Origin of the sequence: Bradyrhizobium sp. BRP19 (assembly GCF_020194195.1) — a bacterium.
Classification (GTDB): Bacteria; Pseudomonadota; Alphaproteobacteria; order Rhizobiales; family Xanthobacteraceae; genus Bradyrhizobium; species Bradyrhizobium yuanmingense.
Genome location: NZ_JADYVZ010000016.1, coordinates 101,700 through 126,198 on the forward strand (window position 1 = coordinate 101,700; position 24,499 = coordinate 126,198).

The 24,499-nt window shown below is 59.6% G+C and carries 19 protein-coding genes, 4 pseudogenes and 1 riboswitch; of the genes and pseudogenes, 12 read left to right on the forward strand and 11 right to left on the reverse strand.

The annotated features are described in order from the left end of the window. Window positions 1-382: 382 nt before the first annotated feature. Complete coding sequence (locus I6F36_RS31790) at window positions 383-1,615, reverse strand: transposase family protein (RefSeq protein WP_225172862.1); 1,233 nt, start codon at window positions 1,613-1,615, stop codon at window positions 383-385. 420 nt (window positions 1,616-2,035) lie between these two features. Here I6F36_RS31790 and I6F36_RS31795 point away from each other — a divergent pair, with 420 nt between their 5' ends. After that, window positions 2,036-2,314: a hypothetical protein gene (locus I6F36_RS31795; RefSeq protein ID WP_225129189.1), complete on the forward strand. Its 279-nt coding sequence runs from the start codon at window positions 2,036-2,038 to the stop codon at window positions 2,312-2,314. A 1,155-nt stretch (window positions 2,315-3,469) separates the two neighbouring features. Here I6F36_RS31795 and I6F36_RS31800 read toward each other — a convergent pair. From I6F36_RS31800 to I6F36_RS31815, 4 genes and pseudogenes are all read right to left on the reverse strand, one after another. Further along, window positions 3,470-4,003 carry a transposase gene (locus I6F36_RS31800; protein ID WP_225145043.1) on the reverse strand — a complete coding sequence of 178 codons (534 nt, stop codon included), beginning with the start codon at window positions 4,001-4,003 and terminating at the stop codon, window positions 3,470-3,472. 121 nt (window positions 4,004-4,124) lie between these two features. Further along, the gene (locus tag I6F36_RS31805) at window positions 4,125-4,496 is read right to left on the reverse strand and encodes a recombinase family protein (RefSeq protein ID WP_225130553.1); all 372 of its coding nucleotides are present in this window, start codon (window positions 4,494-4,496) and stop codon (window positions 4,125-4,127) included. Window positions 4,497-4,776: 280 nt separating this feature from the next. Then, window positions 4,777-5,052, reverse strand: a pseudogene (locus tag I6F36_RS39590) (recombinase family protein); the annotation flags it as partial. Between the two features lie 127 nt (window positions 5,053-5,179). Then, complete coding sequence (locus tag I6F36_RS31815; RefSeq protein ID WP_225145044.1) at window positions 5,180-5,368, reverse strand: hypothetical protein; 189 nt, start codon at window positions 5,366-5,368, stop codon at window positions 5,180-5,182. 305 nt (window positions 5,369-5,673) lie between these two features. On the opposite strand from I6F36_RS31815, the pseudogene I6F36_RS31820 reads away from it, so the two are divergent. The 7 genes and pseudogenes from I6F36_RS31820 to I6F36_RS31845 form a co-directional block, all read left to right on the forward strand. Further along, window positions 5,674-5,972, forward strand: a pseudogene (locus tag I6F36_RS31820) (ATP-binding protein); the annotation flags it as partial. 208 nt (window positions 5,973-6,180) lie between these two features. Then, on the forward strand, window positions 6,181-7,263 hold the full coding sequence (locus I6F36_RS31825; RefSeq protein ID WP_225145045.1) for an ISAs1 family transposase: 1,083 nt from the start codon (window positions 6,181-6,183) through the stop codon (window positions 7,261-7,263). Window positions 7,264-8,454: 1,191 nt separating this feature from the next. Further along, the gene (locus tag I6F36_RS31830; RefSeq protein ID WP_225145054.1) at window positions 8,455-9,096 is read left to right on the forward strand and encodes an N-acetyltransferase; all 642 of its coding nucleotides are present in this window, start codon (window positions 8,455-8,457) and stop codon (window positions 9,094-9,096) included. A gap of 430 nt (window positions 9,097-9,526) precedes the next feature. After that, window positions 9,527-9,673, forward strand: a pseudogene (locus I6F36_RS31835) (IS5/IS1182 family transposase); the annotation flags it as partial. Window positions 9,674-9,798: 125 nt separating this feature from the next. Next, window positions 9,799-9,953: riboswitch (cobalamin riboswitch) on the forward strand. Between the two features lie 103 nt (window positions 9,954-10,056). Further along, complete coding sequence (locus I6F36_RS31840; RefSeq protein ID WP_225172863.1) at window positions 10,057-12,000, forward strand: ribonucleoside-diphosphate reductase subunit alpha; 1,944 nt, start codon at window positions 10,057-10,059, stop codon at window positions 11,998-12,000. Window positions 12,001-12,137: 137 nt separating this feature from the next. Next, a pseudogene (locus tag I6F36_RS39755) lies at window positions 12,138-12,272 on the forward strand (ribonucleotide-diphosphate reductase subunit beta); the annotation flags it as partial. Window positions 12,273-12,388: 116 nt separating this feature from the next. Beyond that, a complete protein-coding gene (locus I6F36_RS31845; protein WP_276573742.1) occupies window positions 12,389-13,063 on the forward strand; it encodes a ribonucleotide-diphosphate reductase subunit beta in 675 nt (224 codons plus the stop codon). Window positions 13,064-14,241: 1,178 nt separating this feature from the next. Here the strand turns inward: I6F36_RS31845 and I6F36_RS31850 are convergent. The 3 genes from I6F36_RS31850 to I6F36_RS31860 form a co-directional block, all read right to left on the reverse strand. Continuing rightward, window positions 14,242-15,015, reverse strand: a complete 774-nt coding sequence (locus I6F36_RS31850) for an outer membrane protein (RefSeq protein ID WP_225145055.1) — start codon at window positions 15,013-15,015, stop codon at window positions 14,242-14,244. A 714-nt stretch (window positions 15,016-15,729) separates the two neighbouring features. Further along, window positions 15,730-16,239 (reverse strand): AidA/PixA family protein, encoded by a 510-nt coding sequence (locus I6F36_RS31855; protein WP_225145048.1) that lies wholly within the window; start codon window positions 16,237-16,239, stop codon window positions 15,730-15,732. Between the two features lie 275 nt (window positions 16,240-16,514). Then, entirely contained in the window at window positions 16,515-17,018 is a 504-nt protein-coding gene (locus tag I6F36_RS31860) for an inclusion body family protein (protein WP_225145049.1), read from the reverse strand. A gap of 1,008 nt (window positions 17,019-18,026) precedes the next feature. Between I6F36_RS31860 and I6F36_RS39910 the strand changes: the two genes are divergently transcribed. Next, complete coding sequence (locus tag I6F36_RS39910) at window positions 18,027-18,332, forward strand: DUF308 domain-containing protein (protein WP_346656685.1); 306 nt, start codon at window positions 18,027-18,029, stop codon at window positions 18,330-18,332. Next, complete coding sequence (locus I6F36_RS39915) at window positions 18,292-18,876, forward strand: DUF308 domain-containing protein (RefSeq protein WP_346656686.1); 585 nt, start codon at window positions 18,292-18,294, stop codon at window positions 18,874-18,876. Before I6F36_RS39910 ends, I6F36_RS39915 begins: the two co-directional genes overlap by 41 nt. A 193-nt stretch (window positions 18,877-19,069) precedes the next feature. On the opposite strand, the gene I6F36_RS31870 is transcribed toward I6F36_RS39915, so the two are convergent. Beyond that, window positions 19,070-19,786 (reverse strand): hypothetical protein, encoded by a 717-nt coding sequence (locus I6F36_RS31870; RefSeq protein WP_225143679.1) that lies wholly within the window; start codon window positions 19,784-19,786, stop codon window positions 19,070-19,072. Between the two features lie 579 nt (window positions 19,787-20,365). On the opposite strand from I6F36_RS31870, the gene I6F36_RS31875 reads away from it, so the two are divergent. Continuing rightward, on the forward strand, window positions 20,366-20,956 hold the full coding sequence (locus tag I6F36_RS31875) for a ParA family protein (RefSeq protein ID WP_225129208.1): 591 nt from the start codon (window positions 20,366-20,368) through the stop codon (window positions 20,954-20,956). 615 nt (window positions 20,957-21,571) lie between these two features. Here the strand turns inward: I6F36_RS31875 and I6F36_RS31880 are convergent. After that, window positions 21,572-22,390: a nodulate formation efficiency C protein gene (locus I6F36_RS31880; RefSeq protein WP_225129210.1), complete on the reverse strand. Its 819-nt coding sequence runs from the start codon at window positions 22,388-22,390 to the stop codon at window positions 21,572-21,574. A gap of 395 nt (window positions 22,391-22,785) precedes the next feature. Here I6F36_RS31880 and I6F36_RS31885 point away from each other — a divergent pair, with 395 nt between their 5' ends. After that, complete coding sequence (locus I6F36_RS31885; RefSeq protein WP_225143681.1) at window positions 22,786-23,010, forward strand: hypothetical protein; 225 nt, start codon at window positions 22,786-22,788, stop codon at window positions 23,008-23,010. A gap of 1,015 nt (window positions 23,011-24,025) precedes the next feature. Here the strand turns inward: I6F36_RS31885 and tcmP are convergent. Next, on the reverse strand, window positions 24,026-24,436 hold the full coding sequence (gene tcmP / locus I6F36_RS31890) for a three-Cys-motif partner protein TcmP (RefSeq protein ID WP_225143683.1): 411 nt from the start codon (window positions 24,434-24,436) through the stop codon (window positions 24,026-24,028). Window positions 24,437-24,499 lie beyond the last annotated feature (63 nt).

Genomic DNA, 24,499 nt, shown 5'->3' on the forward strand with positions numbered 1-24,499 from the left:
CAAGCCGCTCGCGAAGCGCGCCCTCCAGAGCGCCGTAGCGAGAGAGCGGCTTGCGGTGATTCGGCAAAGCAACACGTGGGATTTAGACAGCGAGGGAAGCTTGGAACGATAGTATGGTTTCGGTGCTGCTGATGAGCTGTCGAGCGACCTTTGATCGCCAATTCTTCACCAACCGCTGCACCGTACGCCGCTGATGGCCACTGAACTGACCCGGCGCATGCGCTGCCAGCCGGGAGAGGAGATCGACGGCGGACAAGTGCGGAGCCGCGGCGAGCCATTCCTCGATCATGGGAATGTATGGGTCGAGCATCGATGGCCGACGTGGCGCAGGTTTGCGCCGCACATAGCGGCGCCGATGAATGCCGCGCTGCTCACCCTGCTTTCAACCGTCGCCGAGCTCTCGGGCAAAGGCGGTCAAGTCGCTTTGCACCGGCGCGACGGTCATGGCTGGCTTTCCGGCCCGCTGATCAACACGCTTGCCCAGCTCATTTTGAGCGTCCCTCATCTGTGCCAGCAATGCCACCGGATCAAGCGTGCGGTAAATCTCACGCAGCCGACGTTTGAATGCCTCGTTGAGATGCGGGTGGACCAATGCTCTTTCGTACGGTGTAGCGGGAGGAAGATAACGCTTGATCACCTTGGCACCTTCGCGGTGCTTCTCCTTCAGCTTAAACGAGGGCTGGAAGAAATTGATGTGCAGCCGTGCCGCGGCAAACAGGCGAGCTAATGAGCGAGCGGCATCAATGCCTTCAAAGCGCCCGTAGCCCACCAGACGTCGAACGATAGCTCCATTCTTCTGTTCAACGAACGCTTGATCGTTCTTCTTGTAGGCCCTGGAACGAGTGACTTCGACATCGTGAGAACGGCACCACGAGACGACCGTGTCGTTCATGAAGGCGCTGTCGTTGTCAAAATCGAGCCCGCAAACGGGCCAGGGAAATAGGTTCTGGGCGCGCTCGAGGGCCTCGACCACAAGCGCTGCTTCACGCACAACAAGCGGAAAGCATTCGGTCCACCCCGTTGCGACATCCACCGTTGTTAGCGTCTGAATGAAGGCCCCGGATACGGACATGCCGCCGTGCGCAACCAGATCCGCTTCGCAGTACCCCAGCGGAGGTGATCCCCAGTCATTGAATGTACGCACCGGGACTTGCCGCCGTACGGCACTGGAAAAGCCCGCCCGCCGTCGGCGTCCTCCGGCTGCTGCGATCCTTACGTCGCTCAGCAGGCGATCGATCGTCGCCGCGCTCACCCTCAAAACCTTAGACCGCTCATCAGCAGAAAGCTTCAATCTGCCGTGCCGTTCAAGAGCCGGAAGCAAGAACGGGATCATCGCGACGAGCCGCTTACTGCAGAGCCGGTCAGACGAGTCCCATAGCACAATCAGTGCCATACGAATGGAAGCTCCGTAGGTCCGGCCCCGCCGCCGCGGCACGGCCGACCCCGATGCCCCGTCCGCTGACAGCGCTCGGATCGCGTGCTTGCGATGCCATCCCGCAACGGCGCACAGCTCGTCTAGGATCCGTCCCTTCTCGAGCCGCCCGCTTGCCCGATAACGCTCGGCCAGCGCTGATGTGATCTCGCGCTTTGCGCGCATGCTGATCTTCCCTGCCATAGCCGCCACCGATCTGATTCGGCAGCTCCGCCCCAGACACGACAGGGAAGTTGTCCGGTAACATTTTTAGCGAGGCAATGCGGCCCTCGACGTCACGAGGAATTGCCCCCTCCTTGGATAGCCGAGGAGAGAGCGAATGAACGAGGAACGAATCAAAGGCTTGTCGTGGAGTAATCCACGGGGGCAGGTGATGAATACGCCAGATGACGTGGCGGAGATGTTGCATCTGAGGGTGTGTGGGTGAGGTCTAAAGCGGATTGCGCGCCAGCTGGGCTGCAGACGGTGAAGGACTACGTGGCGCGGGTGGGTGTAGCCGTTCAAGTCGCCTGAGCGGGCGAAGCGGGTCATGGCCTTGAAGGCTGGCTGCGCGAGAGGTTCATTCGACATTGCGGCAATGCGGATGCGGTCCGTCACGACCTGTTGGCCGAAAACGGCTTGGCGGTCAGCCGGCGAACGCTGCGACGCGCCGTGCAACCCTACCGCCAGGCACTGAAGGCCGAAGCGCTGGCGACGACCCGGTTCGAGACGCCCCCGGGGCGGCAGCTACAGATCGACTTCGGCGAGCGTCTGGTCGATATCGGCGGGGCGAAGGTCAAAGCATTTGTGTTCGTGGCGACCCGCGCCGAAAAGCAAGAGCACTGGTTCGCTGGGCTCGAGAGCCATTCACGACCTTCGATGGCGTGCCGGAGGAAGTGCTGAAGGACAATCTACGCGCGCTCGTGGTGCGCCACGGCAGATGAGCCGGTCGGTTCAGTTTAACGACAAGCTCATCACGTTCGCGAAGCATTGGGGCTTCCGTCCTCGCGCCTGCGCACCGTATCGGGCGCGCACAAAGGGCAAGACGGAGAATGGCGTCCGCTACGTGAAGAAGAACGTGATCGCGGGGCATTCCTTCGCGAGCTGCGAGGCATTCGAGACGCATCTCGCCGAGTGGGAGGGCGGGGTGGCGAACGTACGTATCCACGGCACGACGGGCGTGGCGCCGATCACTCGCTTTGCGTGTGACGAGGTACACCGTGACGGTCGCGGCTGGCGAGGTGCGCATCCGCCATGGCATGCGCGAGGTTGCAGTCACAAGCAATCGGAGGATCGCCGGCCGCGGATCGTCGAGTTCGCCCACCTCGACGGGGTTGCCTGTCGCGATGGCGCGGTCTGCCAACCAGCAAGCGCGACACCGACAGTGCCGGCGCCTTCACCACTGCCTCGTTGTTACGTCCTCTTGCCGAATACGAAGCTACGATCGGAGGGAGCTTCTGATGGTGCGTACAAAGAAGGTCACCGAAGCACCAATCGATTGGCTGGGGGCCATGCTGGCGCGCTCGCAGCTCTCCCATCCGCGACCAGCTCGACCACCTGCCCGACGAGACGGCGCGCGTGAACCTGTCGGCGCGTGAGACGCTGATCCTACTGTGCGAGCGCGAGGTCGTGGCGCAAGAATCATAGGCGCAGCCGTCGATCGACCGAAGCAGATCCGCGACCTGGCCGCGTCACGTTGGATCGCCAACGGCGAGAACGTGCTGCTGCTCGGCGCGCTCGAGTCAGGTTCATGCTGCCCATCTCGCTACCCCCTTGGAGTTGAAATCTTTTTGACCCGGATCGCCAGACGATGGCCGCCGGAACCGCCGCGCCCTTGACTTGGGGATGTTCCAGATCAACCGCTTTGACCATCCACGGTGCGCCTTTGCACAGCTGCTGCGCAGGCAAGCTCTGTTCTTCGATCAGACGGCGAGCCGTCGAAGGACTGACTTTCAACGCAGCTGGGCGCGCTCGTCCTCTCGGTAGGCCGCGATGGCGTGTTGGTTGCGCAGACTGCGAACGCGGACGCGGGCCCAACTGTTGCCACGCCCTGTCGACCTACTGGCGCGGTTGAGAACCGCGGCGATGGTGCTGTCGGGCATCTGACGCGCGAGGACACGAACGAGATCGACCACATCCGCCGCGGTGCTCGCCGGTGCGGTTCCTCCTCACCTGCAATGCCGTGTGATCGCCGCCATGCCAGTGGACAATCAAGTCCAGCACCTCGTCGCGGATGCGCACAACGATCTCATTGATCAAGCTTCGGATGATCCTGTTGCGCGTCGCAGCTGTTGCACCCGGACTTTCCCAAGCTCTCTTGAGTTCGGAACCAGGCGCAAGTAACCGATCGCGATCGATGTCGCTCAACGTCATCTCCGGCGTAGCCAACAACGTGTCGCGCTCGCCCTCAAGCTCGCGGACAGCGACCAGGCGTTCGTTCCAGCGCCGCTCCAGCTCGCCGGCAACAAGGCGATTGTCCGGCTCGACAGCCTCGTATCGCCGACGAGCGCGAGTTGCCTCGTAGCGTGCCTGCTCCAGAGCCAACTCGAGCTGACGCAGCTTGTCGGCGTGTTCACGGCCGCGCGCTTCCATGGCCGCCAGCGCCGCCCGTATACCCAGCGGCTGCAGCCGCGCGATGACCCCCGTGCTGATCGCGCGATCCGCGCGCAGACCGCCTAATGAGATGCACGGGTCTCCACCATGGTTGATCTGGCTACCGCGGCAATGATACCGCCCGACAGTACTGTGCGTACCGCTGTAGGTAACGTGAAGTTTGCTGCCGCAGTGGCCGCAACGAAGAACCCGCGAGCAGGCCTTCGCCGCTGCGAACCGAGCCTCGACTCATGAAGCTTTTTCCGTTGGCGTTGTCGGTGATCAGGCCCTGATTCTTCTCGAACTCCGCCCACGTAATGTAGCCCTCATGGTGGTCCTTGATCAAAACCTCCCAGTCGTTGCGCTCGCGCCGGAAGCCCCGCACGATCCTCTTGCGGCCGGCCTCGATCGTCACTCGACTGCCCGAGCGCCCGAAGACATAGGCGCCAGCATAGGCGGGATTGGTCAGGATGTGGTAGATCGTATTGTACACTGGTAACTTCCATTCGACGTGGCGGCCCTCGGGGCCATGGCCGACCCCCGGGCAAAGTGATTCGCTCCTGCCGTAAGCAGAGGTGGATCTGGCGCAGTGTCTGCATCTCGGCAAACTTGGTGAACACGAGTGCGAGCGCCTCCTGAATGCGCCGATCAGGGTCCTTGTCGATCCGATCGTTGGAGACCTTGAGATAGCCGATGGCGACGTTGAGGAAGAGCTCACCCCTGCGTGCCTTCTGCTTCAAGGCTTCAAGCGAGCGTTGCCCAAAGATAGATAGCTCCATCTCGCTCATCGTGCCCTTCATGCCGAGCAGAAGGCGATCGTTGGGATAGCGAGGATCGTCGACGCCATCCTCACCGACGATCAGTGTTCCAACGAGCCCGCAGAACTCCAGGAGCGTGTGCCAATCCCTACCGTTGCGGGCCAGCCGAGAGGCCTCAATCGAGACCACAGCGCCAACTTGCCCTTCGCAAATGGCGGCGAGCAGCTTCTCGAATCCGGGACGCGCGGTGCCGCCACCAGAGCGACCGAGTTCGTCGTCGATTACGGCCACCTCGCTCTAGCCCAGCTGCCGGGCAAGCTCGGCCAAGCCGTACTAGCGGCGCTCGCTCTCGCGGTTGTTGATGACCTGGTCTGCCGTCGACTGGCGAACGTAGACGACGGCCTGGCGAGCAAGGTGCTCAGGTGTGATATTGCTCACCGCCGTCCTCCCGGTTCACGTCGTGTGCCTCGACTGCGCTGTCGGTGAGCGCTTCGGTCAGAAGCTCCTTTAACAGCGCCAGCATTTGCTGTTGGGCTTCGATTGGAATGCTGCTGTATGTCGGAGGGCTCTCGAACAGATCCCCCTGACGACGTGATGCGTCCGCCATGACGGCCTCCTCGCGAATGGGACGATTCCCTGGAAGAGGAGGCTAAGAGCGCCTCGACAAGAAGACGCGCTCCAGTAGACGATCCACCGGAAGCTGCGGATCAGCTTTGAGATGGAAGGAAGCGGCGGCGGGAACCGCCATCCATGCCGGCAGCAGCGTTAAGGTGGCATCAGGTTGTCTGATAACAAAATGCGTCTCACCCCCAAGCCGCTTGCAGGAGACAATGACGACTGACGCTCCGCATCGCGGATGGAACGCGTAAAGGATCTCCACCTCAGATCCCAGACACCCGGCATTATGACGCTGGTCCGCCAGGCGTCGGCAAGACGCACCCGTCGATTGCTCTCGGGCGAGAGGCGATCCTGGACGGGTACACGGTGCAGTTCACCACGGCAACGACGCTGGTCGCGGGCCTCGCCAAGGCGCACGGCGAGCAGCATCTGGACGAGAAACTGCTCGCGCTGTCGAAGCCAAAGCTACTAATCGTCGACGAACTCGACTACCGGCCCCTGAACCCGACGCTGCGCATCTGTTCTTCCGGCTGGTCAGTCGCCGTTACGAAACCGGCGCCATGCTGATCACGTCGAACCGCAGCGTTGCCGAAGGGGCAGTTCTTCATGACGAAAAGGGGGCAGTTCCGGATGGCGTTCGACAGACTATGCTCAAGGTTGAACCCGGGCCAACTCAGCATCAAGGGCGGATAGATCTCTACCCATTCTGGGTAGGGGAATCGCATATGACGCTATCGGCGTGTTGCAAAGCGGTCGGAACTGGATTCTTTGGGTCTCTCTCGATTGCCGAGGGAGACTGGAATGCGCAAACTCAGGCGCCTGCTTCGACCGCTCAAGGATCCTCGCGCCGACAACACACGGCACGATCTGGTTGAGATTCTTATCATCGCTTTGGCGGCGACGCTGGCTGGCGCCAAGAACTGTACCGAGTTCGAGTTCTTCGGCAGGGGTCGAGAGGAGCTGTTGCGAGGGTTCCTGGAGCTTAGACACGGCATTCCCAGCCACGATACGTTCAGCACCGTTTTCCGCGCGCTGGACCCGAAGGGGCTGGAAGCCGTTTTGCGTAAGTTCAGCAAGGGCTTCGGCATCAAGGGCGTGGTCAGTATTGACGGGAAGGCCTTGCGAGGAGCCTTCACTCGTGGCCGGCGAGCCACGCCGCTTCATATGGTCAACGTCTGGGCGGCCGGCACGCGCATGGCGCTGGCTCAGGGAAAGGCTCCCAACCGCAACGAGGTTGCCGGCGTTCTCAAAGTCCTGGCTCTGCTCGATCTGGACGGCGCTGTTGTCACCGCCGATGCCTTGCATTGCCGACCCGACACCGAGCGGGCTATCCGCAAGTGCAAGGTCCACTACGTGTTGGCGATCAAGAGCAATCGCGGCCGGCTGTTCAAGGCGGCGAAGGCGCTCGTCGACACCGCCCGGAAGCCCGCGCGGGCGAGCCAGCGGAGGACAACCGCCCACGGCCGCACCGAGCGTCGGCAGGCCATCGTTACCTCGGCACCGCAATTGGCGAAGCAATACGGCTTCCCAGCCATCGCTGCCGTTGGCCGCATCGACAGTTGGCGGGCCAATACCGGCAAAGCCGCCAAGCACACGGTACGATACTTTCTGGCATCGCGTCCGCTCCCTGCCAAGAAACTGCTTGAGGTCGTGCGTGCCCATTGGGGTATCGAGAATAACTTGCACTGGGTTCTCGACGTTCTGTTCGACGAGGACGCATGCCGCAGTCGCAAGGGCCATGCCGCCGAAAACCTCGCAGCTATCCGCAAGCTGGCCATCAATACACTGCAGGCGACACCAGGCCCCGTGCGCACCAGCCACAAAATGCTCGAAGCCAGATGGAATAATGACTTCCTTCTCAGCGCTCTTGCCCATATGCGATAGCCCTACCATTCTGGGGAGGTCTTCGCTACAATGCCTCCTGATATGCTGCCCCGGCGACTACAGTTTTCCAAGACAGAATGAAACAGCATGACTCACCACGTGGATCTCGGACCCGGTGTGGCAAGCATACCAGCGCCAAGAAATCTTCCAAACCGTTCCGATCAGGGAGTGAGTTGGAACAAGTCCTACGAAGCCATCAACGCTTGTGGCCAAAAACCTCTTTTACGAGAATTACTCACGCAACTACGTCAGCCTGCTGTCTTTCCCACTATGGCAAGGATCGCGGCGGATACAACTGACCTAGGCGTCAAGTTCGACGAGGGCACGACAGCAACGTTTTCGCTCGATAGAGCTAACGCCGTTGTGCGAGCGATCGACACGTCTGACGATCAATCAAGGCACGAAAGCTCTCGCGCGATCCCAAGTTGCGTTGTCCAGTAGGTCCACGGCGGCAGCGTCGTGGTATCCAGTCGCGTTGCCTTGATCCGACAATCGCGAATCGCGGCGATGATGCGCCGAGAGCTGTTGGACACAAGAACATCAAGGAGCGCAGACAACATGCGATAATTGGAAAGCCGCTGTACTACGCATATGACTCTCGCAGACGAAAGCTCTCTCTGCCGGTGGCCGCGGACACGACGTTGGCAATGGAGGTTTCGCACTTAGCATGTGTTTTGACCAAGAAACTTACGAGAACCACTCAATACGAGACGAGGTGATGATTCCTTGCCTAGTCTGGACCTCGACGCGCGACACCTGGCAAGCTGTTTGCTCGTGCCGGAGCCCGGTTCAGGCAGCCATCGCCCGATGTTCGCCATGCCCTGACTTCTTCGCACTTGCAATCTCAGAGGCGTCCTCATGTCATTCCCTTCGCGGACGGTTGCACCCGAACCGTGTCGACCTTGAGAACGTCGGAGCTTCCTTTGGGAAGGGCGGGGCGGGTTCCAGATAGGGCGTGGAAGCGCAGAAGCCCGCCAGGAATATGTAGATCCAAGCATTGCCGACCAAGGAGCCTTCGTCCGAAGTGGCCGTCAACGTCAGCCGTCTGAGACAGGCGGAGATCTCGGAAGGGAAACCAAATGCACCCGGCGGGTCCCCGTCGGTGCATCCATTCCGCTCACCGTCAGATGTGTCGATGCCATGCTCCTCCTTGGAAGGCCAATGCCAAAACAGAGCCCCGAAAACGACATCATGACAGAAGAATCAGATATCAGATCTGCGAACGCAAACATTCGTGCAAGCACTGTCTGGACCATTGTGCTCGGCTTTGCCGCGGATCCGTTGATGCGTTGGAGCTGGCCTGACCCAAGGCAATACCTTAGGAGCATGCCTCAGTTCATTGACGCCTGTGGGGGCCGAGCATTTGCACATGGCACAGCCTACGTCGCGGGAGAGATTCGTGGCGCGGCCCTGTGGCTGCCTCCCAACGTGCAGCAAGACGAGGAGGCATTGGATGCAATCATGGCGCTATCCCTGCGCCCGGAGATTACCGAGGATATGGCACACTTGCGGCGGAGAATGGCCGAACATCGTCCCCACGAGCCACATTGGTATCTGCCGCTCATTGCCGTCGATCCGAACTGGATCGGAAAAGGGCTTGGCACGTTGCTGATGAAATACGCCCTTCAACGATGCGATGAGAACGGCATTGTTGCCTACCTCGAAAGCTCGAACCCTGAAAACATTCCCTTTTACCAACGTCACGGCTTCAAGGTCGTTGGTGAGATACAACACGGTTCTTCGCCGCCGCTCACGCCAATGTTGCGAACGGCTTCATTCCCACCCAGCAAGGCCGCGCCGCCGGATCGGCTCGTCACCCAGACTCAAGCATAGCTCATCCCGTTAGGATTGATTGCCAATAACCTGACATGACCGCGTTCGGTCAGGACGGCTTATGTTCGCGGCCAGACAACTGAGCACGTGAGGCGGCTCGCCCGGCCTGCGAAAAGCATACGAATCGCCTCTTCGGCAAAGTTGGCACGTCTGATGTGAGAGCTGGCGGGGTCAAATCCACTAAGCGTGGGACATTGCCACGGGCGGCTGCATCGATTGCGGTCGGGCTCCAGACAATTTTTGATCTAAGGGCCACAGAAAGCGATGAATGGCGAGACGCGTATGGCTACCGAAACCCGATCCGGCCCAACTCAATTCGCGGACCGCGAACCGATCGATGCCAACATTCAGGATGTCCAGGGTTGCTGTTCCCCTGTTGGAGAATTTGCGACGCCACTTCCAAAGGCTTGAGCACATCTTGGCCGATCGCAGGCGCTCGGTCGTCGAGCGCACCTTTGCGTGGCTCGGCAGATGTCGGCATCTCTGCAAAGACTTCGAAGGTTCCGCCGCTACCGAGCTCGCCTGGCCGCTCGTCGCCCATCTGAGGCTCCTAACTCGCCGATTGGCCAGGCCTTGAGACATCTATGCTTTTTGAGTGAGGCTCTCAGGACAGGCGCTCGGCGAATTTCGAACCTCGACCTCGGGGCTGCTCCAACTGGTTAACTTGACTGTGCCGTCTTGACGAGTCTGGGCAACGGCTTCTATATGTGGTGTCGTCGTGGTTTTCAATTCGCATATATGGTGGCACGGAGTTAAGGGGAACCCATTGTGCCGGCAGCGGCTATTCCGAGGCATTAGCGCGACAGCGCTGGGAAGACCCGCGAGCCAGGAAACCTACCGCGACAGAACCCATGTCCTCGGGCGGGGTGCCCGGTGGGTCGCTTGCAGCCGGGGACATTGGCCGGGTCTCCTCGCAAGTCGTCCGCACGGTCCCAGCCCCCAAATATCACGGGGTTGCCGATGTCGGCGTCTTACGATTTCGATCAGTATGGTCATCTCATTGAGCTGCCGAGTGTGCGGCAGCCCTCAGCGCAGGCAAAGCCTACCACACCTGAACTGTGTCTTGTGCAGCCCCCAGCATTGCCGGCTCCCCTGCCGAGGCCCCCCGCGCGATCGCCAACTCCGTCTGACCTTTCGCTCGATCGGTCGCGCGACGACCTGCTGACCTCGTTTGGTAGGCTGACGCTGACCGACCGCTATCTGCTCGCCGGCGAAGGCCTCCAGGACATGTTCGCCCGAGTGTCTTGCGCCTTCGCGGACAATGTTGCGCATGCCCAACGTCTATATGATGCGATGTCTCGGCTGTGGTTCATGCCGGCCACACCGGTGCTCTCCAACGGCGGCACGACGCGCGGCCTTCCGATCTCGTGCTTCCTTAACTCAGTGTCGGACTCGCTCGAAGGCATCGTCGGCACCTGGAACGAGAACGTCTGGCTTGCTTCCAATGGCGGCGGCATCGGCACCTACTGGGGTAATGTTCGCTCAATCGGCGAGAAGGCGAGGGGCGGCGTCACCTCGGGCATCATCCCGTTCATCCACGTCATGGACGGCCTCACGCTGGCGATCAGCCAGGGCTCGTTGCGGCGCGGCTCGGCGGCGGTCTATCTCGATATCCACCATCCCGAGATCGAGGAGTTCCTCGAGATCCGCAAGGCGTCTGGTGACTTCAACCGCAAGAGCCTCAACCTACATCACAGCATCAACGTCACCGACGAGTTCATGTGTGCCGTGGGCGCCGGCACCGCATTCGCTCTGCGCAGCCCGAAGACTAACGAGGTTGTCCGCGAGATCGATGCCCGCCAGCTGTGGCAACGCATCCTTGAGAACCGGCTGCAGACCGGCGAGCCTTATCTCTTGTTCATCGACACCGTGAACCGTGCGCTCCCCAAGCACCAGCGCGAGCTCGGCCTCAAGGTCTCGACCTCCAACCTGTGCAGCGAGATTACCGTGTCGACCGGCATCGATCATCGCGGCGAGGAGCGCACCGCGGTGTGCTGCCTGTCGTCGCTCAACCTCGAGACCTGGGACCAGTGGAATGAGGAGCCCGGCTTCATCGAGGACGTCATGCGCTTCCTAGACAACGTGCTCACGCACTTCATCACGGTGGCGCCGGACGGAATGAAGCGTGCCCGCTACGCCGCCCTGCGCGAGCGCTCCGTTGGCCTCGGCGTCATGGGCTTCCACTCGTTTCTCCAGGCCAAGGGCATTCCAATGGAGGGTACCCTGGCCAAGTCATTCAATCTGAACATGTTCCGAAAACTTCGTCGCGATGCCGATGCGGCATCCGTGGCGCTCGCTCGCGAGCGTGGCCCGTGCCCGGATGCCCTGGAACGCGGCGTGATGGCGCGCTTCAGCCCCAAGATCGCAATCGCGCCGACCGCCTCGATCAGCATCATCTGCGGCGGCACCAGCGCCTGCACTGAGCCGATCCCGGCCAACATCTACACCCACAAGACGCTATCCGGCGCCATCTCGGTGCGCAATCCGCACCTCGCTAAGGTGCTGGCCGCGAAAGGCGCCGACACCTCGGCGACCTGGGAGTCGATCATCGCGCACGACGGATCGGTCGCCCATCTCGACGTCCTGTCGGAGCACGAGAAAGCGATCTTTCGCACCGCCTTCGAGATCGACCAGCGCTGGATCGTCGAGCTTGCCGCCGACCGCGCCGCGTTGATTTGCCAGAGCCAGTCGATCAACCTCTATCTGCCGGCCGACGTCGATAAGTGGGACCTCCACATGCTGCACTGGACGGCGTGGAAGCGTGGGGTGAAGAGCCTCTACTACTGTCGATCAAAGTCGATCTCGCGCGCGGCGTTCGCCGGCAAGATTGCCGGGGATGCAACGCCGACGCAGCAGCCGGCGCGGCAGCGCACCGACTATGAGGAGTGCCTCGCATGTCAGTGATCGATCTGTCGCGCGCCGATCCGCGCACGTTGATCGGCAAGGGACGCGTCGGCCTCCTTGACTCGACCGGCAGCTACGACGTCGATCGCTATGCCTGGGCTTACGAGTTCTGGAAGCGCCAGCAGCAGACCCACTGGATGGGCGAGGAGGTGCCGCTCGGCGCCGACCTCAACGACTGGGCTTCGGACCGCGTCACCGACAGCGAGCGCGCGCTGCTCACCCAGATCTTCCGTTTCTTCACTCAGTCGGACATCGAGGTCGGCGACAATTATTTCAAGCGGTACATTCCGCTCTTCCAGCCACTCACCGTCCAGATGATGATGGCCGCTTTCACTAACAGGAGACGGTTCATATCGACGCCTATGCCCTGCTGCTCAAGACGCTCGGTATGCCTAAGACCGAGTTCGAGGCATTCCGCGGCTATGCGCAGATGCGCGCCAAGGCGGACTACATGCACGAGTTCGGCGTCGACAGCGTGGCGGATGTCGCCCGTACCCTGGCGATGTTCGGCGCCTTCACCGAAGGCATGGCCTTGTTCGCCAGCTTCGCCATGCTGCTGAACTTCCCACGCCACAACAAGATGAACGGCATGGGACAGATCGTAAGCTGGTCAGTGCGCGACGAGAGTCTCCACTGCGAGGGCATCATCAAGCTATTTCACGAATGGCACCGCGAAACCGGCGCGGTGACGCGCTCCGTCCGCGACGACATTGTCGACGTCGCCAAGACCATGGTGAAGCTGGAGGAGAACTTCGTCGAGCTCGCCTTCGGTCTTGGCAAGATCGAGGGCATGCTGCCTGAGCATATCCACGCCTACGTCCGCTACGTCGCCGACTGGCGACTGGCCCAACTCCGGATTGCCCCGGTCTTCGGCTTCTTCGAGGCGAAGGAGGGCGGGTTCACCCAGCTCAAGGCGCATCCGCTGCCGTGGCTCGTCGAGATTCTCAATGGCGTCGAGCACGCCAATTTCTTCGAGCAGCGCGCCACGGAGTACTCCAAGGCGGCGAGCCGCGGCAGCTGGGACGGCGAAGACGGGGTGTGGGCGACTTTCGGCCGTATCTAGCCCATTTTATTCATGCTAGCGGCATTGACAGCGGCAGGCGCCGGTAGTCGTCGCCGTCACCCGCCAGCATGACAAAGGCATAGAACCGGACCTCCTCATCGTGGCGTCTTGATTGCAGCGCGACAAAACCGGACACACAGATGGTTTGTTGGGTTAAGCCGGTACATGCGCTCCATTGCTGATGGCGGCTAGGGTTTACAGTATTTCCGCAGGTCGGTGAGGTGGGTCTCATGAAGTAAATCAGCGCAACACGGCTACGCCCTTGAGCAGACGAATGTTCTCGATGATCGCCACGGCCGCCCCCCTCGTAGGGCTAGAGGGGATTACTATCACGCAATCGGAAGTTGTAAAGAGGGCAACCCTGTCAAAGGGGGGCATCTTCATTGCAGCCCGGTCGGATCAGGCAAACCGATTTGTTCTTCATCCCCCTTCGCGCTTGATTTCGTCGCCGACCCACTGACGGTCTTCCTCGGCCGTGGCTTCGCGGAGGTGATCTACTACGAGCAGACGCTGGCAATGCGGCTCGGATGACAGCCGCGTTTCTGTCCTAGCACAAGAGTTCCGCTTCAGCGCTGCCGATCCACCTCTGGAGATTTTGCATCCGCTCTCCGAGGCGCTCCCAATTGATCCGCGCCAGCGGGGGTTCGGCAGGCTGATCGGGCGCAGAGATCGGCAGCGACGATGACGCAAGCCATCACGTCGTCGACGTTATGTCCCACCCTCGCACGAGCGCCGCTTCGACCGCTCGTCGGCCTTTCGTCCGAGGTGGCCAGTGCGGCCGACCGGAACGATTGTAATCGATGACCTGTGTCTCCCTAAGCGAGGGCCGGGTTAACTACGACGGTCGACAAAACTATTTTTTGCCTCATCATTCTCCGACGGCCGAAAAGCCGACGGTGATGCAGGTGGAGGCACGGGTCCGGGAAATCGGCGCAGCCAGCCACTAAGCGGCTGGCGTTCGACCACGGCAGCACGCTTGAGTTCGCCGCGATCTTCGCCGTGGCGCTGCGTCATAACCAGATCAGCCAGATTCCTTTGAACCACGCCTAACCAGCTCGAGCCGATGTACCGACAAGAAGCCGATAGCGCCATTGATGCGAGTCCCTGTTGCCAAGGTTTCTATGCCGCGATGCGGCTCAGATATTGGTGCGAACCCGCGCCATTTTGGCGAAGATCGATCAATAGGTCGTGGCGATCACGCCACCCCACCGGTAGTTCACACGGACCAAGCCGATATCGACGTCCTGACCGATACGGGCAGTCCCTGCAAAAGTGCCCACCGGAACACCCACGAGTCCGGGTGAAAAAAAGAAATCCACATCCCGACGACCCATGAACAGGTGGTCGTATTCAACGCCGATGGACCAGTTCGGAGCAAAGCCAAATTCAAGGCCCGCCCCTACCGTGCCGCCCCAACGAGTTTCGCTGCCGTTGTCGATAGTGAGCCCGGTCGCAAAATCGGAGACCCGGTATTTGTCACGGACGACTGCAGCCCCACCTCTTACATAAAGCAGCACGTTATTCCAGGCATAGCCGACTTGGCCCGTGAACAGGCCGAATGCATCAAGCGTGGAGTCATCCCGGACGCCTGCGAAAGCAAGGTTCGCGTTGGAGCCCTTGAAATCGGCCCAATTGCCCTGCGCCTCCAGACCGAACACCGAGTTCGCTATTTGCCAGCGGTAGCCGATTTGACCGCCGACCGTGCTTCCCGTCGCATGATGGCACCCCATGCCAACGGGCGGAGCGACGACCACGCCGCCGGCGTTGACCACGTCCCAGCACTGATGCGCAGAGCCGCCACCGCCATTGATGCCGACGTAGAAGCCGCTCCAATCATAGATCGGAATGACCACCGGAGGCGCTTTGACGTAGGAGCGCGCAGCCAGATCAGCGGCTGCGGCAGGCGCGGCCAGCGCGATGAGGGCTACCGTGCCCGCCAGCAATTTTTTCATTCTTCTGAACCCCAGTTTCGAATTCGACGCCCCCGACGGGGTATTGACGACGATTGGCACGTTTCCGCCACCTCCATCAACTGCAAGGGTTGGTAGTTGACGGGGTCGCAAGCGCCGCCTGAGCGGCCGGTCGATGGGCAAAGTGCATGTCGGGTCGGTCGCGGATGCTGTCCGCCGACTGTTGATTAAGTGGCATGACCCGAAAATGTCTAATCGCGGTTACCCCTCCTGCGCGCCCTTCGAGCACATCAGCATGACAAGAGTCAGCCTCGACAGCGAGTCAGTTTCCTGATTGCAGCTGCTCCGCGTGTCCTCGTTCCGGCCGTATCGACCGTTCGTCGGCCATTGGATGCAAGTGTTCCCGCTTACGGCGAAGCTTCGACGGACGAGCCGCATTCCTCCACTTCGTTCCGGGCGGACGATGCATCCGCAGTAAGACGGAGGCGTGTGTAGGGGCCAGCGATAAGGCTCGGCGGCGCCGCATCGAGTTAAGAGTCCAGAATTTCTTGCTGCGGCTGGCCTTCTCGATCACGGGCTGTACCCTCGTCGATACATAAAATTTGAGCCGCGAAACGGGCCGAGCGACATCCCGAGAACTGGCTATTCCAGGAGCTCTCACAGAACTCCCAGCCGAGTTCGGGATTGAACGACCGCGCTCGGAGCGGCCGACTACGGCACCTCCCTGAGACCCGAGATGTTGATCTGGAGACGCCATCAGAAGTATCCCAGCACCAAGCAGGCCTTGTTCAAGACCATGAAGTTCAGATCGCAAGCCGCCACGCCATCGGCCAGCACTTGGCTCTGCCAGAAATGGTCGTCGATGCTTTGGTTGCCCGGCTGCAACAAATTCTCGAAGTTGGGCGTCGCGACGGTCAAGACTCGGCGCAAGACAAGCTCAAAGGGGGAAAGGACATCAGCGTGTTCCTGCGCGATCCCATAAAACACGACGATATGCTCTCCTCTCAAGGCCAGGGCATTTCCACGGATGCGCAGACGGACGCCAGGCCTGACGGCCAGATCGAGATGGCCGTCATTGCTCCCGAGTGGCCCGCCATCGCGCGCGGCCAGGACATAGAGATGCTCACTGTCGACGCGTACGGGCGCATCAGGCGAGAGACTGACATTCGGATACCGTGACAGCAGCGTCTCGGCGTCGACGATGATGAGAACGGCAACGTGAGACTCGGAGCGCTGGCTCTTGGTTGAGGGTCTGTCTTTGGCCATTGCTGTTTCCCTTCCTCCCGACCGTGGGATGCTCGGCAACCGCGGAGCTTGCCAAGTGCTTGGGCCGACCGAACTGGATGGTGCTGACGGCGGATCGGTCCCATTCGAGAGCGACGCGAAAAAAGCGACAGCTGTCGAGAAGGCCGATCCGCCAGGGACGATGGGTGAGGTCGGCACGCCTCCGGACCATATTATGCCACCTCGGAGTCGAGGGGGGTGGGATCATGGCCGTTCCCCGCTGCGCGGTTCCTTCGACGCCTTGATGATCATCCGCATCAATTGTGGATGCTGATGAACGGATCCCACGAAAAGTATCCCAGCGCGCTGCAATTGCGATCGACGACCATGAAGTTGAAATGGTAGGTAACTCGTCCGATAGCCAAAGTTTCCGAGGACCAATAGTAATTGGCGATCGTCTGACATGTCGGCACGGACGGATTGCTAGGATTGGGATGCGCGAACGAGGCCTCCGCCTTCCGCGGGGTCGGCGTCGAGATCAGCTCGTTTCCTACGTTTCCGATGAAGCGGTAGAAGATCACTGACTTCTCGAATCCAAGGGAGAGGCTGGTCTCGCGCCAACGAATCAAATGCCCGACCTGGGCCTTCAGGTCGAGCTCGCCGCCCGCTTGCCCACTGATCACGTTGTCCTGATTTGTGATCATGTAGACATGGCGGAAATCAATGAGAGTGGGGCTGTCCGGTCTTTTGCTCGGATTCGAGTACTTCTGAAGAATGGATTCCGTATCAAAGGCAACAAGAACGTCTGTGACTCTGGACATGATGCCTCTCCATTGCAAAGAGGAATGTTCGGCTTTCGCCGAGCTCAACCCATCGCCGTAGACCATTGCGATGGCTGATAACGCCGTTTGTTGGATTGCGCTGCTTCGACCGGTTCATCAGGATTTGGCTGCGGCCGCCGAGTAGGCTTGAGCTTTCGTGAGCGGCCGATTCGCGTGATCATAGGATGATTTCTCCTCAGGCCGCGCGCATTGCAGGAGACCTGCATTTGCCGTGCCAAAGGAGAGGGAATCACTTGGAGAGCGACAGGATGGCGCTTTAGCTGCCATGTCGCATGTCTAAAATCGACCAATGCGGACCGCGATAATTTCCCGAGAGCAATCAGCCATCCGGCCCACAACTGTTTCCTCTTTCCCACACTCGATAGGGGGCTCGTTCACCACAGGCACTATGCAACACGGGCAGAAGCCTCACGATATCGAGGGCGTCGTCACTCCCCATCTCGATTCTGGAGCGCTCAGCCATGGGAGTACTGTAACCAGTGGCTCCGAGGAGGGTAATGTATCGGATGGATGACAGCTTTCGGTCTTCGTGTTTGTCCAACCCCGTCGTGTGGGCGCGCATACCACCCCCTCGAGAATGCAGTTAGGCCAATCGCCGCCACGCGCAAGATGTTTATGTTGTCGTTCCTGCGCGTCGGACTTAAGACGTTTGGCGGCAAGCTGCCACAAACGGCCGCGATTTCACGATCGCGTCACGAAGAAGCTAGTTCGCTCTCGACGCGCGGCTCGCAAAACGTGGCACGCCAATTGCTTGGCCTACGACACCGCCTCGCCGGGCTTAGTAATGTGGTCCTCCCGCGTCCTGGGATGCGGTCCAAGCCCGAAGAGAGGAGGTCACGATGCGGATGGCACCCAGCAGGCGAGCATATAGATTGATGGGCACACTGAGTCGGCTGCTCGCAACGACCCGCAAGCTCAACCCTAATCGCAACAAAGCGATGGCTAGGCGCGCCATGCTGCGGCGCAGCTTTGGCACCGGAGACCTCCATGACAAGTTCGTCTGATATCGCGCGGCTTCGAGCTAGTCCGGGCACCGCTTCGCTAACGAAGTGGGGTTGGGTTTTCGCCCTCGGCGTAGGTTATCTGATCACTGGCTTCGTGGCGCTTGGTAGCGTTGCGCTCGCGACGGTGGCGAGTGTGGTGCTAGTTGGCGTGATGATGATCGTCGCCGGCGTTGCCGAAACGATCAATGCTTTCCAGGTTAAGACCTGGGGCAAGTTCTTGCTATGCGCTCTTTTGGGTGCGCTCTACTTTGGATGCGCTCTACATCGTCGCGGGACTTGTGACATTTGATAATCCTACGCTCGCCGCTGTGCTGCTTACGCTGGCGCTCGGCGCATCGCTGGTCGCCGCCGGCATCATGCGCCTGATCCTGGCGTTCAGCATCAAACGCGCAACGCCCCGATCCTGGCTGGCGATATCCGGCGTCATTACTCTGCTGATTGGATCGTTGATCTTAGCGCGTTGGCCGATAAACAGTGTTTATATTCTGGGCCTGTTTCTCGGCGCCGATCTAATCGTGGCGGGCGCGAGCTGGATTGGAGTCAGCTTCGGCCTACGCCGCAGTCCCATCGTGAAGTCACGATCGTCGCGTAATTGCCGGGCGCCCTTGGTTTCGAAGGAGAAAGACATGCACGAAAATAACAGCTTGGAGCGTGCAGCCTCACCCGCTGAGACTGCATTTGCTGCGCTAACGAACTTCTCGCTCGGCAACAATCTCATACTTGGATATGCAGCTCACGGTTTCTATGTCTCCAGTCAGCCTGTCACGAGTGCGGTAGTTCAGTTCACCGATAACGCTGTGGCAAGCGGCTTGGCCCACGCCTACCTTTACTGAATCGAATATACTCACGCCAAATCACAGCGACAGATCAATCGATTCCGAATTCTTCACGGGCGACTCGAGACCGCGATCATCGAACGCTCTGTCGAGAAGATGGCGACGCCAGCTAAGCAGATGATTGCCAGAGCACTATGCGGTCAGAAACGGCCCGTACTCTACTTCCGCCGCAAGCTCTGCGATCTCCGTCTCAAACGATGTTTTGCTTTGCCGCTGACGCAGCAAATCGTTCGAGTATCACGCGCAAATCACCCGCTTCTTTTCTTAGGTGAGGGTACACCTTGGCGGCTTCGCAATCAAACTGCTCCCAGTCCGGCACATCGAGCAATGTCAGTGAACGGAGTGCCGGAGCGAAGCAACTAAGAAATCGTCGTTGGATTATTTTAATGCGCTGCAAGCGGATTGCTTCGCTTGTGTCGGGCTCTCCAGAAACAAGCTCGATTGCGTCTCTTAGAACCGAGAGACGAAAATAGAACTGTGTCACTGCCAGCAGTATCTCGGCGTCGAGCAGTCCGAGTTTTCCCGCAACAGCAGGCAACACGAGTGGGAGTGACGGAAGGAATTTGGCGTCTTCACTTGCAATCTTCCTCGTGCCCCAATCCCTCCACGGCTCTATGTAGTCGTTGGCGCATCGTGCAACTCGATCGACGATCTCAGCGTAGAGACTTGCTCGCATGGCTTTGATCTCTTGTTTCTGGCGCCTGTTATCGTGGTGGGTGACAGCGCCGAAGCTAATGGCACTGCCCACGATGGTACCCACGAAGCCAATCCACCCCACACTGCTGCCGACGAAGATATTCACCATCACCCCAGCAGTTACCGCTCCCGCCAGAGAGGCTACTGCGATAAGAAATATCATATCTTGTCGATACGGGCTTAGTCGTGTCGCGTGATCATTTTCATTCACGACGCATCCTCGAGCGACCAGGTTCATAGGCATTCGCTTTTGCGGAAAATGCTACCCCCTGCGCCGAAATGTTACTGTCCGCTGCAATCGATTTGGTTCGGCTTGATACCCCGGAACTGTCCACGCAGGGCTGTGACTGTGATTAGTTTTGACGGGGTCTTCGTTGGCCCACCACGCATCATATTCATACGCCGATTTCGGGAGGGAGCGACCGATAAGCATCTCGATATCGGCAAAGGTCGTCTTGAGCGAGGCAGAGCTGTTTGCGACCAGCTTGTCTCTCAAAGGGTTATAGATCGACATCGGGCTCCCCCATCCAACGATCTCATACTATATAGCCAATCCGGACTTTTCGTCACCAATTGCGGATTTTGTCCGATATTTGTCGGTTTTCGTTCGCAGCGGCACTGACGCCGCCGCGACATCATGTCGAGCACCGCGTCCGGGCCTTTGATTGGGTTGTGAGTTCCATGCTCGCTCTTAGTGCGATTCACGATGGCGAGTGGTAGGCCTACCAATCAGCAGGCTCTTTTCGGCGAATCGTGCGTTTCATGTCGCTGTTGTCCGGACACGCAGGCGATGTATGTCCTTGCTCTGGTCACCCAAAAAGGCGGAAGCGGCAAGAGCACGCTGGAGGTCGGAATTGCAGTCGCCGCTTTGGCGAACGGAAAGCGCGTTGCAATTGTCGAGGCGGATCCACAAGGAACGATTTCAAAATGGAAAGAGCGGCGCGGCCATTCCTATCCGCGGCTCGTTCGGGGCGCCGATCCCGTCGAAATAGAAGGGGCGCTGGTCAGCCTTGAAGCTGAGGGGATCTCGCTTATCGTCATCGATACCGCCGCCACAAATAATGCACTGGCCATGCGCGCAATCGCGAGGGCCGATCTTTGCCTGATCCCGGTGCGTCCGAGTCCGGCGGACATCGAAGCTGCGATACCGACGCTGATTGCTATTCGTAGGCTCAACCGCCGATTTGCTTTCGTCCTCAATCAGACACCACCGCGGGGCTGCCGCTTGACTGAAGCTGCAACGTCGCTCAATTCGCTCGGGGTGCTTGCGCTTCCCTATGTCGGACAGCGCAATGACCATCAGGACGCGCTTGGGGCAGGATTAGGCGTGACCGAGTTTGCACAAGAGGGAAGAGCCTCGGAGGAAGTTCGTGAGCTGTAGCGGTGGGTCTTGGAACAGCTTGTCGAGGGGTCGTCATGAGCCATACGGAAGAAACGAAAAAGCGGCGTGCTAGGCAGACGCGCCGCGCGACGCTCGCTCGTGGAGCCTACCGCGCCGGGCGAGCCGAGCCGTTGACGATAGCCTCTTTGTGTTGTCAGTCGGGATTGCTGCTCTAAATCCGAAATCGGAGAACGCAGGCGAGAATACGATTGATCAAACGATCCTTGTAAGGCAAGTGACGGCCGACTCCTGTTGAGTGCTCGGAATGCGGCGGCGGCGCGCAAGGACGAACTCCTGGATTCCGACGCTACCCCGTTATGCCCTGTCAGCGCGTTCTCGAAGCCGCCCTCCACGAGGTCGGACAATTCGAGCCGCAGCATCTCGTCGCGCAGCCGATTGGCGACGCCGCGATCTGCTGGGCGAAGGGCGCCGGAATTGCGTTCATAGGGCCATATGAGGGCAACCGGCCATGTTTCCACGGTCGGCTTGCTCGCCAGTGCATCCATGGTCTACCCCGGATGACAGGCTCTCGGGCGCGGTTCTCTGCGCGCGCGATCGTACGTATCAAGGCCATTTATGATCGACGGCCCTGCATCTCCAGCTTGTTTTCTGCCTTCACTTTGGCAATGTCTTTCGGGGCGGCTCGAATGCTTCCTGGTCTTTGGGGTCTGCAAGCTCAAACCAAGAGCCGGGTACTGACGTGGCGATAAGCTTGGCGAAGACGGATTGTGGCTCCCAATTTTGTCCTTCGCGCTTCTCGAAAATGATGGCTCCGTCGCCAAGGCCGGGAATACTGCAGCCGACCGAAAGCTCGACGCGCCACAGGTCGTCCTCGGCGGTTTGCTGCTCGTGTATTTTCGGCGAGTAGTGCACTGCAACCGGCTCGCCGATCGTGCAGCGGCCGCGCCGCAGAAGATCGCCCAACTTGCCTTGTGCGGTCGTCACGAAGTTGAAGTTAGCGGGATCATGCAGAAAGCGGCGGTTCACGCCTCTTTCGTTATTCGCTACCTCGTCAACAACAAGAGAGAGTGCGAACGCTTGCCAGCCTAGTTCCATCGGTTTCGCATATGGAGTCACAAGTTTCACCGTGCCATCGGGGGCCACCTCCCACGTGACCATATTTTCGTCCGTCGTTTTGTCAGACCTGTGTTTGGCCCATGAAAAGACAACACGCTGGCCAGTGTCGGTCTTTCGGCCAACCTCCCATCCCCTGGGAGCGAAGTGGGCTACCCTCGCGACCTTGGCAAAGATTTCCTCCGCCGTCTCACCATCCTCCGTTCGCCAAGTTGATCTAACCTTGTCGATCAGAGGGTTGTCATCCGCACGGACGCCGTCGCCCTTACCCGCCAGCCCGCCGGGCAAAATCAGCCACAGAATATGGCCGACACAGAGCCCGAGCCCGAGAGCGAACCAAAGCACGCGCCTATTAGTCATCTATTCTCTCACCCTACGCAGCCGCCCCTTACGCGTCACATCGTATTTCCGAAGAGACCCAAGACGCACCTATCAGGGTTGGTCGGTCACAATGCCATCGGCGTCTGGAGTGACGGTCCCGGCGGCGGGCCAATCACGGCTGGGGAAGCTACTTTTTGCGAGAAACCAAAGGTCGAAAGGCCACCGCGAAATATGCGCGCGGTCCGGACGATGGGCGTGGCTTTACCATTCCCGGGGGAACCACTAAATTCACGTTGTGGCATTGCCTCTCTCGGTGAACTCCGTTCGGGGGAAGCGTTTATGTTCGTCTCAGTGAGAGGGAGGCCTGCCGAACCCCAGGTTGAGACAGGTGCATTATTCACCGATTGGTTCGAGACGCCGCGATGGAGCCCGAAATGGTCAGCCGCATGAGGGCGGCTTACAAGCAAGTGCTCTATACCGTTTGCGTGAAGGATGGTGACGATCCGCTAACGGAAATGATCGCGAAGGAGGTCATCAAGATTGCACAAACAGTTGTCGGTGACCCAACAGAACTTGCCCCCTTGCGATCAGAGAGCTTGAACTTCGGTGAGGCGAACACCGCCATCTGGGCCAAGCTCGATAGCCGTGAGGGAAGTTAATGCGCTGACTTGACTGTTCATCGCGTCTTCATGGAGCGTGGAAGTAAGGCGGCGCAACTACATGCCGCTGAAAACCCGGCTCGCGGCGACGTGGTGTGAGATGCTGGCCGGACAGCGCCCACGCTGATCCTCAAGCAGTGGGAGAATACCCCGCCAACGCCATATCTCGCAGATCGCGAAGACCCGGCGGGATCGAACAGCGCGAGGCCGAGTTTCCCGCGCGCCTACTCGCCAAGGATCGCGGCGGACGGTGGCAGAAGTGGATGCGGCTGTGGCTCTGGCGCTTGATTTCGACGAGAGTGGGACCCTGTCGGGGTTCTCGATGATTGCTGCATGCACATCGTGCGCATGCAGCGGGGGTGATGTTGTAGATGCTCCCGTAGAAGTCCATGACAGACATGACGTCACCCGATTCCGTCACGAGGCGCGGAATATCTCCTAAGAGCTGGTTCTTTGCGGACGCACGTCCGCTATCGTCAAAAGATAGAGCATGCCCTCATCGTGCCTCGGATCGTAGGACAGCATGTCGAGGCCGGACCGACCGAAATGAGCCTGAAGGCTCGCATTGTCCGGATATCGTTGTAAAACTGCTTCGCCCGCTAGGCGTTGGCGAAGTGGATAAACCAATACCGCCATCCGCCCGGATTGTTGATCGAGAAGGGGCTGACATAGGGAGCGCATAGACGAAAGTCGTCAAAGACGATCTTCTCCGTCCGTAGCCAGTCGTTCTTGCTCATGAGTCCATTAAGCGCATCGACATTCGCGCTCGTTTAGCCCAAGATGAGCAAGCCGCACTCTTAGCTGCTCCGGCTGGTTCTTCTGTAGAAATGCCGGAAGTGAACTGATCATAAAGGTGTAAAAGATCTCGGCGGCGGGATAGGAGCGCATAATGTCAAGAAGCGTATTCCGGTCGACGTGACTGTCCCCACATTGATCCAGATTGAAGAGAACGCTTTTGTAGCGTCCTTGCTCAAGAACGTCTTGATCTTTGGATACGCAGCCTCGAAAAACTCGTTCAGATACTCCACGGAAGGTGTAGTTTCGGGCACGTCTGAACAATGTCAGCTTCCATCAGTCCAACATGTGTCTTCAGCAATTCTATGGCATCGCGGCTAGCATCGTTGAAGATCAGAAGGCACTCGACCTCGATGGCGCCGAGGCCTTGAACTGCACGATGTGTATTCACTGCCTCGACAGCACGCTTCAATTCTTCAATGAATATCAGTGGTGACCCAGGCGTGCAGCAGTGATATCGCCCGCCACCGGCAAATCCGTCGACGATTGCAAGCCGAAAACGCTCCTGTTGCGGGAGCTTACAGCGGACGGTTAGATAGTCGAAGACGTATTCGCGCAGGATTTTGTGTTTGCGCTTTGAATGCTCCTCGAGCTTTGCGCCATCAGCCCATTCATACCGTTTTTCGGCCACGTCGCCCCCAACCGTATTGCGCTATTATGGAACAGCGCCGGGACCGGTGGGCATCTCATCGCC

Bases quoted from the DNA above. Each gene is read 5' to 3' on its own strand.
- I6F36_RS31790 (WP_225172862.1), bottom strand. From the start codon at position 1,615: ATGGCAGGGAAGATCAGCATGCGCGCAAAGCGCGAGATCACATCAGCG.
- I6F36_RS31800 (WP_225145043.1), bottom strand. From the start codon at position 4,003: ATGGAAGCGCGCGGCCGTGAACACGCCGACAAGCTGCGTCAGCTCGAG.
- I6F36_RS31815 (WP_225145044.1), bottom strand. From the start codon at position 5,368: ATGGCGGACGCATCACGTCGTCAGGGGGATCTGTTCGAGAGCCCTCCG.
- I6F36_RS31825 (WP_225145045.1), top strand. From the start codon at position 6,181: ATGCGCAAACTCAGGCGCCTGCTTCGACCGCTCAAGGATCCTCGCGCC.
- I6F36_RS31830 (WP_225145054.1), top strand. From the start codon at position 8,455: ATGACAGAAGAATCAGATATCAGATCTGCGAACGCAAACATTCGTGCA.
- I6F36_RS31840 (WP_225172863.1), top strand. From the start codon at position 10,057: ATGTCGGCGTCTTACGATTTCGATCAGTATGGTCATCTCATTGAGCTG.
- I6F36_RS31845 (WP_276573742.1), top strand. From the start codon at position 12,389: ATGCCTAAGACCGAGTTCGAGGCATTCCGCGGCTATGCGCAGATGCGC.
- I6F36_RS31850 (WP_225145055.1), bottom strand. From the start codon at position 15,015: ATGAAAAAATTGCTGGCGGGCACGGTAGCCCTCATCGCGCTGGCCGCG.
- I6F36_RS31855 (WP_225145048.1), bottom strand. From the start codon at position 16,239: ATGGCCAAAGACAGACCCTCAACCAAGAGCCAGCGCTCCGAGTCTCAC.
- I6F36_RS31860 (WP_225145049.1), bottom strand. From the start codon at position 17,018: ATGTCCAGAGTCACAGACGTTCTTGTTGCCTTTGATACGGAATCCATT.
- I6F36_RS39910 (WP_346656685.1), top strand. From the start codon at position 18,027: ATGACAAGTTCGTCTGATATCGCGCGGCTTCGAGCTAGTCCGGGCACC.
- I6F36_RS31875 (WP_225129208.1), top strand. From the start codon at position 20,366: ATGTATGTCCTTGCTCTGGTCACCCAAAAAGGCGGAAGCGGCAAGAGC.
- I6F36_RS31880 (WP_225129210.1), bottom strand. From the start codon at position 22,390: ATGACTAATAGGCGCGTGCTTTGGTTCGCTCTCGGGCTCGGGCTCTGT.
- I6F36_RS31885 (WP_225143681.1), top strand. From the start codon at position 22,786: ATGGTCAGCCGCATGAGGGCGGCTTACAAGCAAGTGCTCTATACCGTT.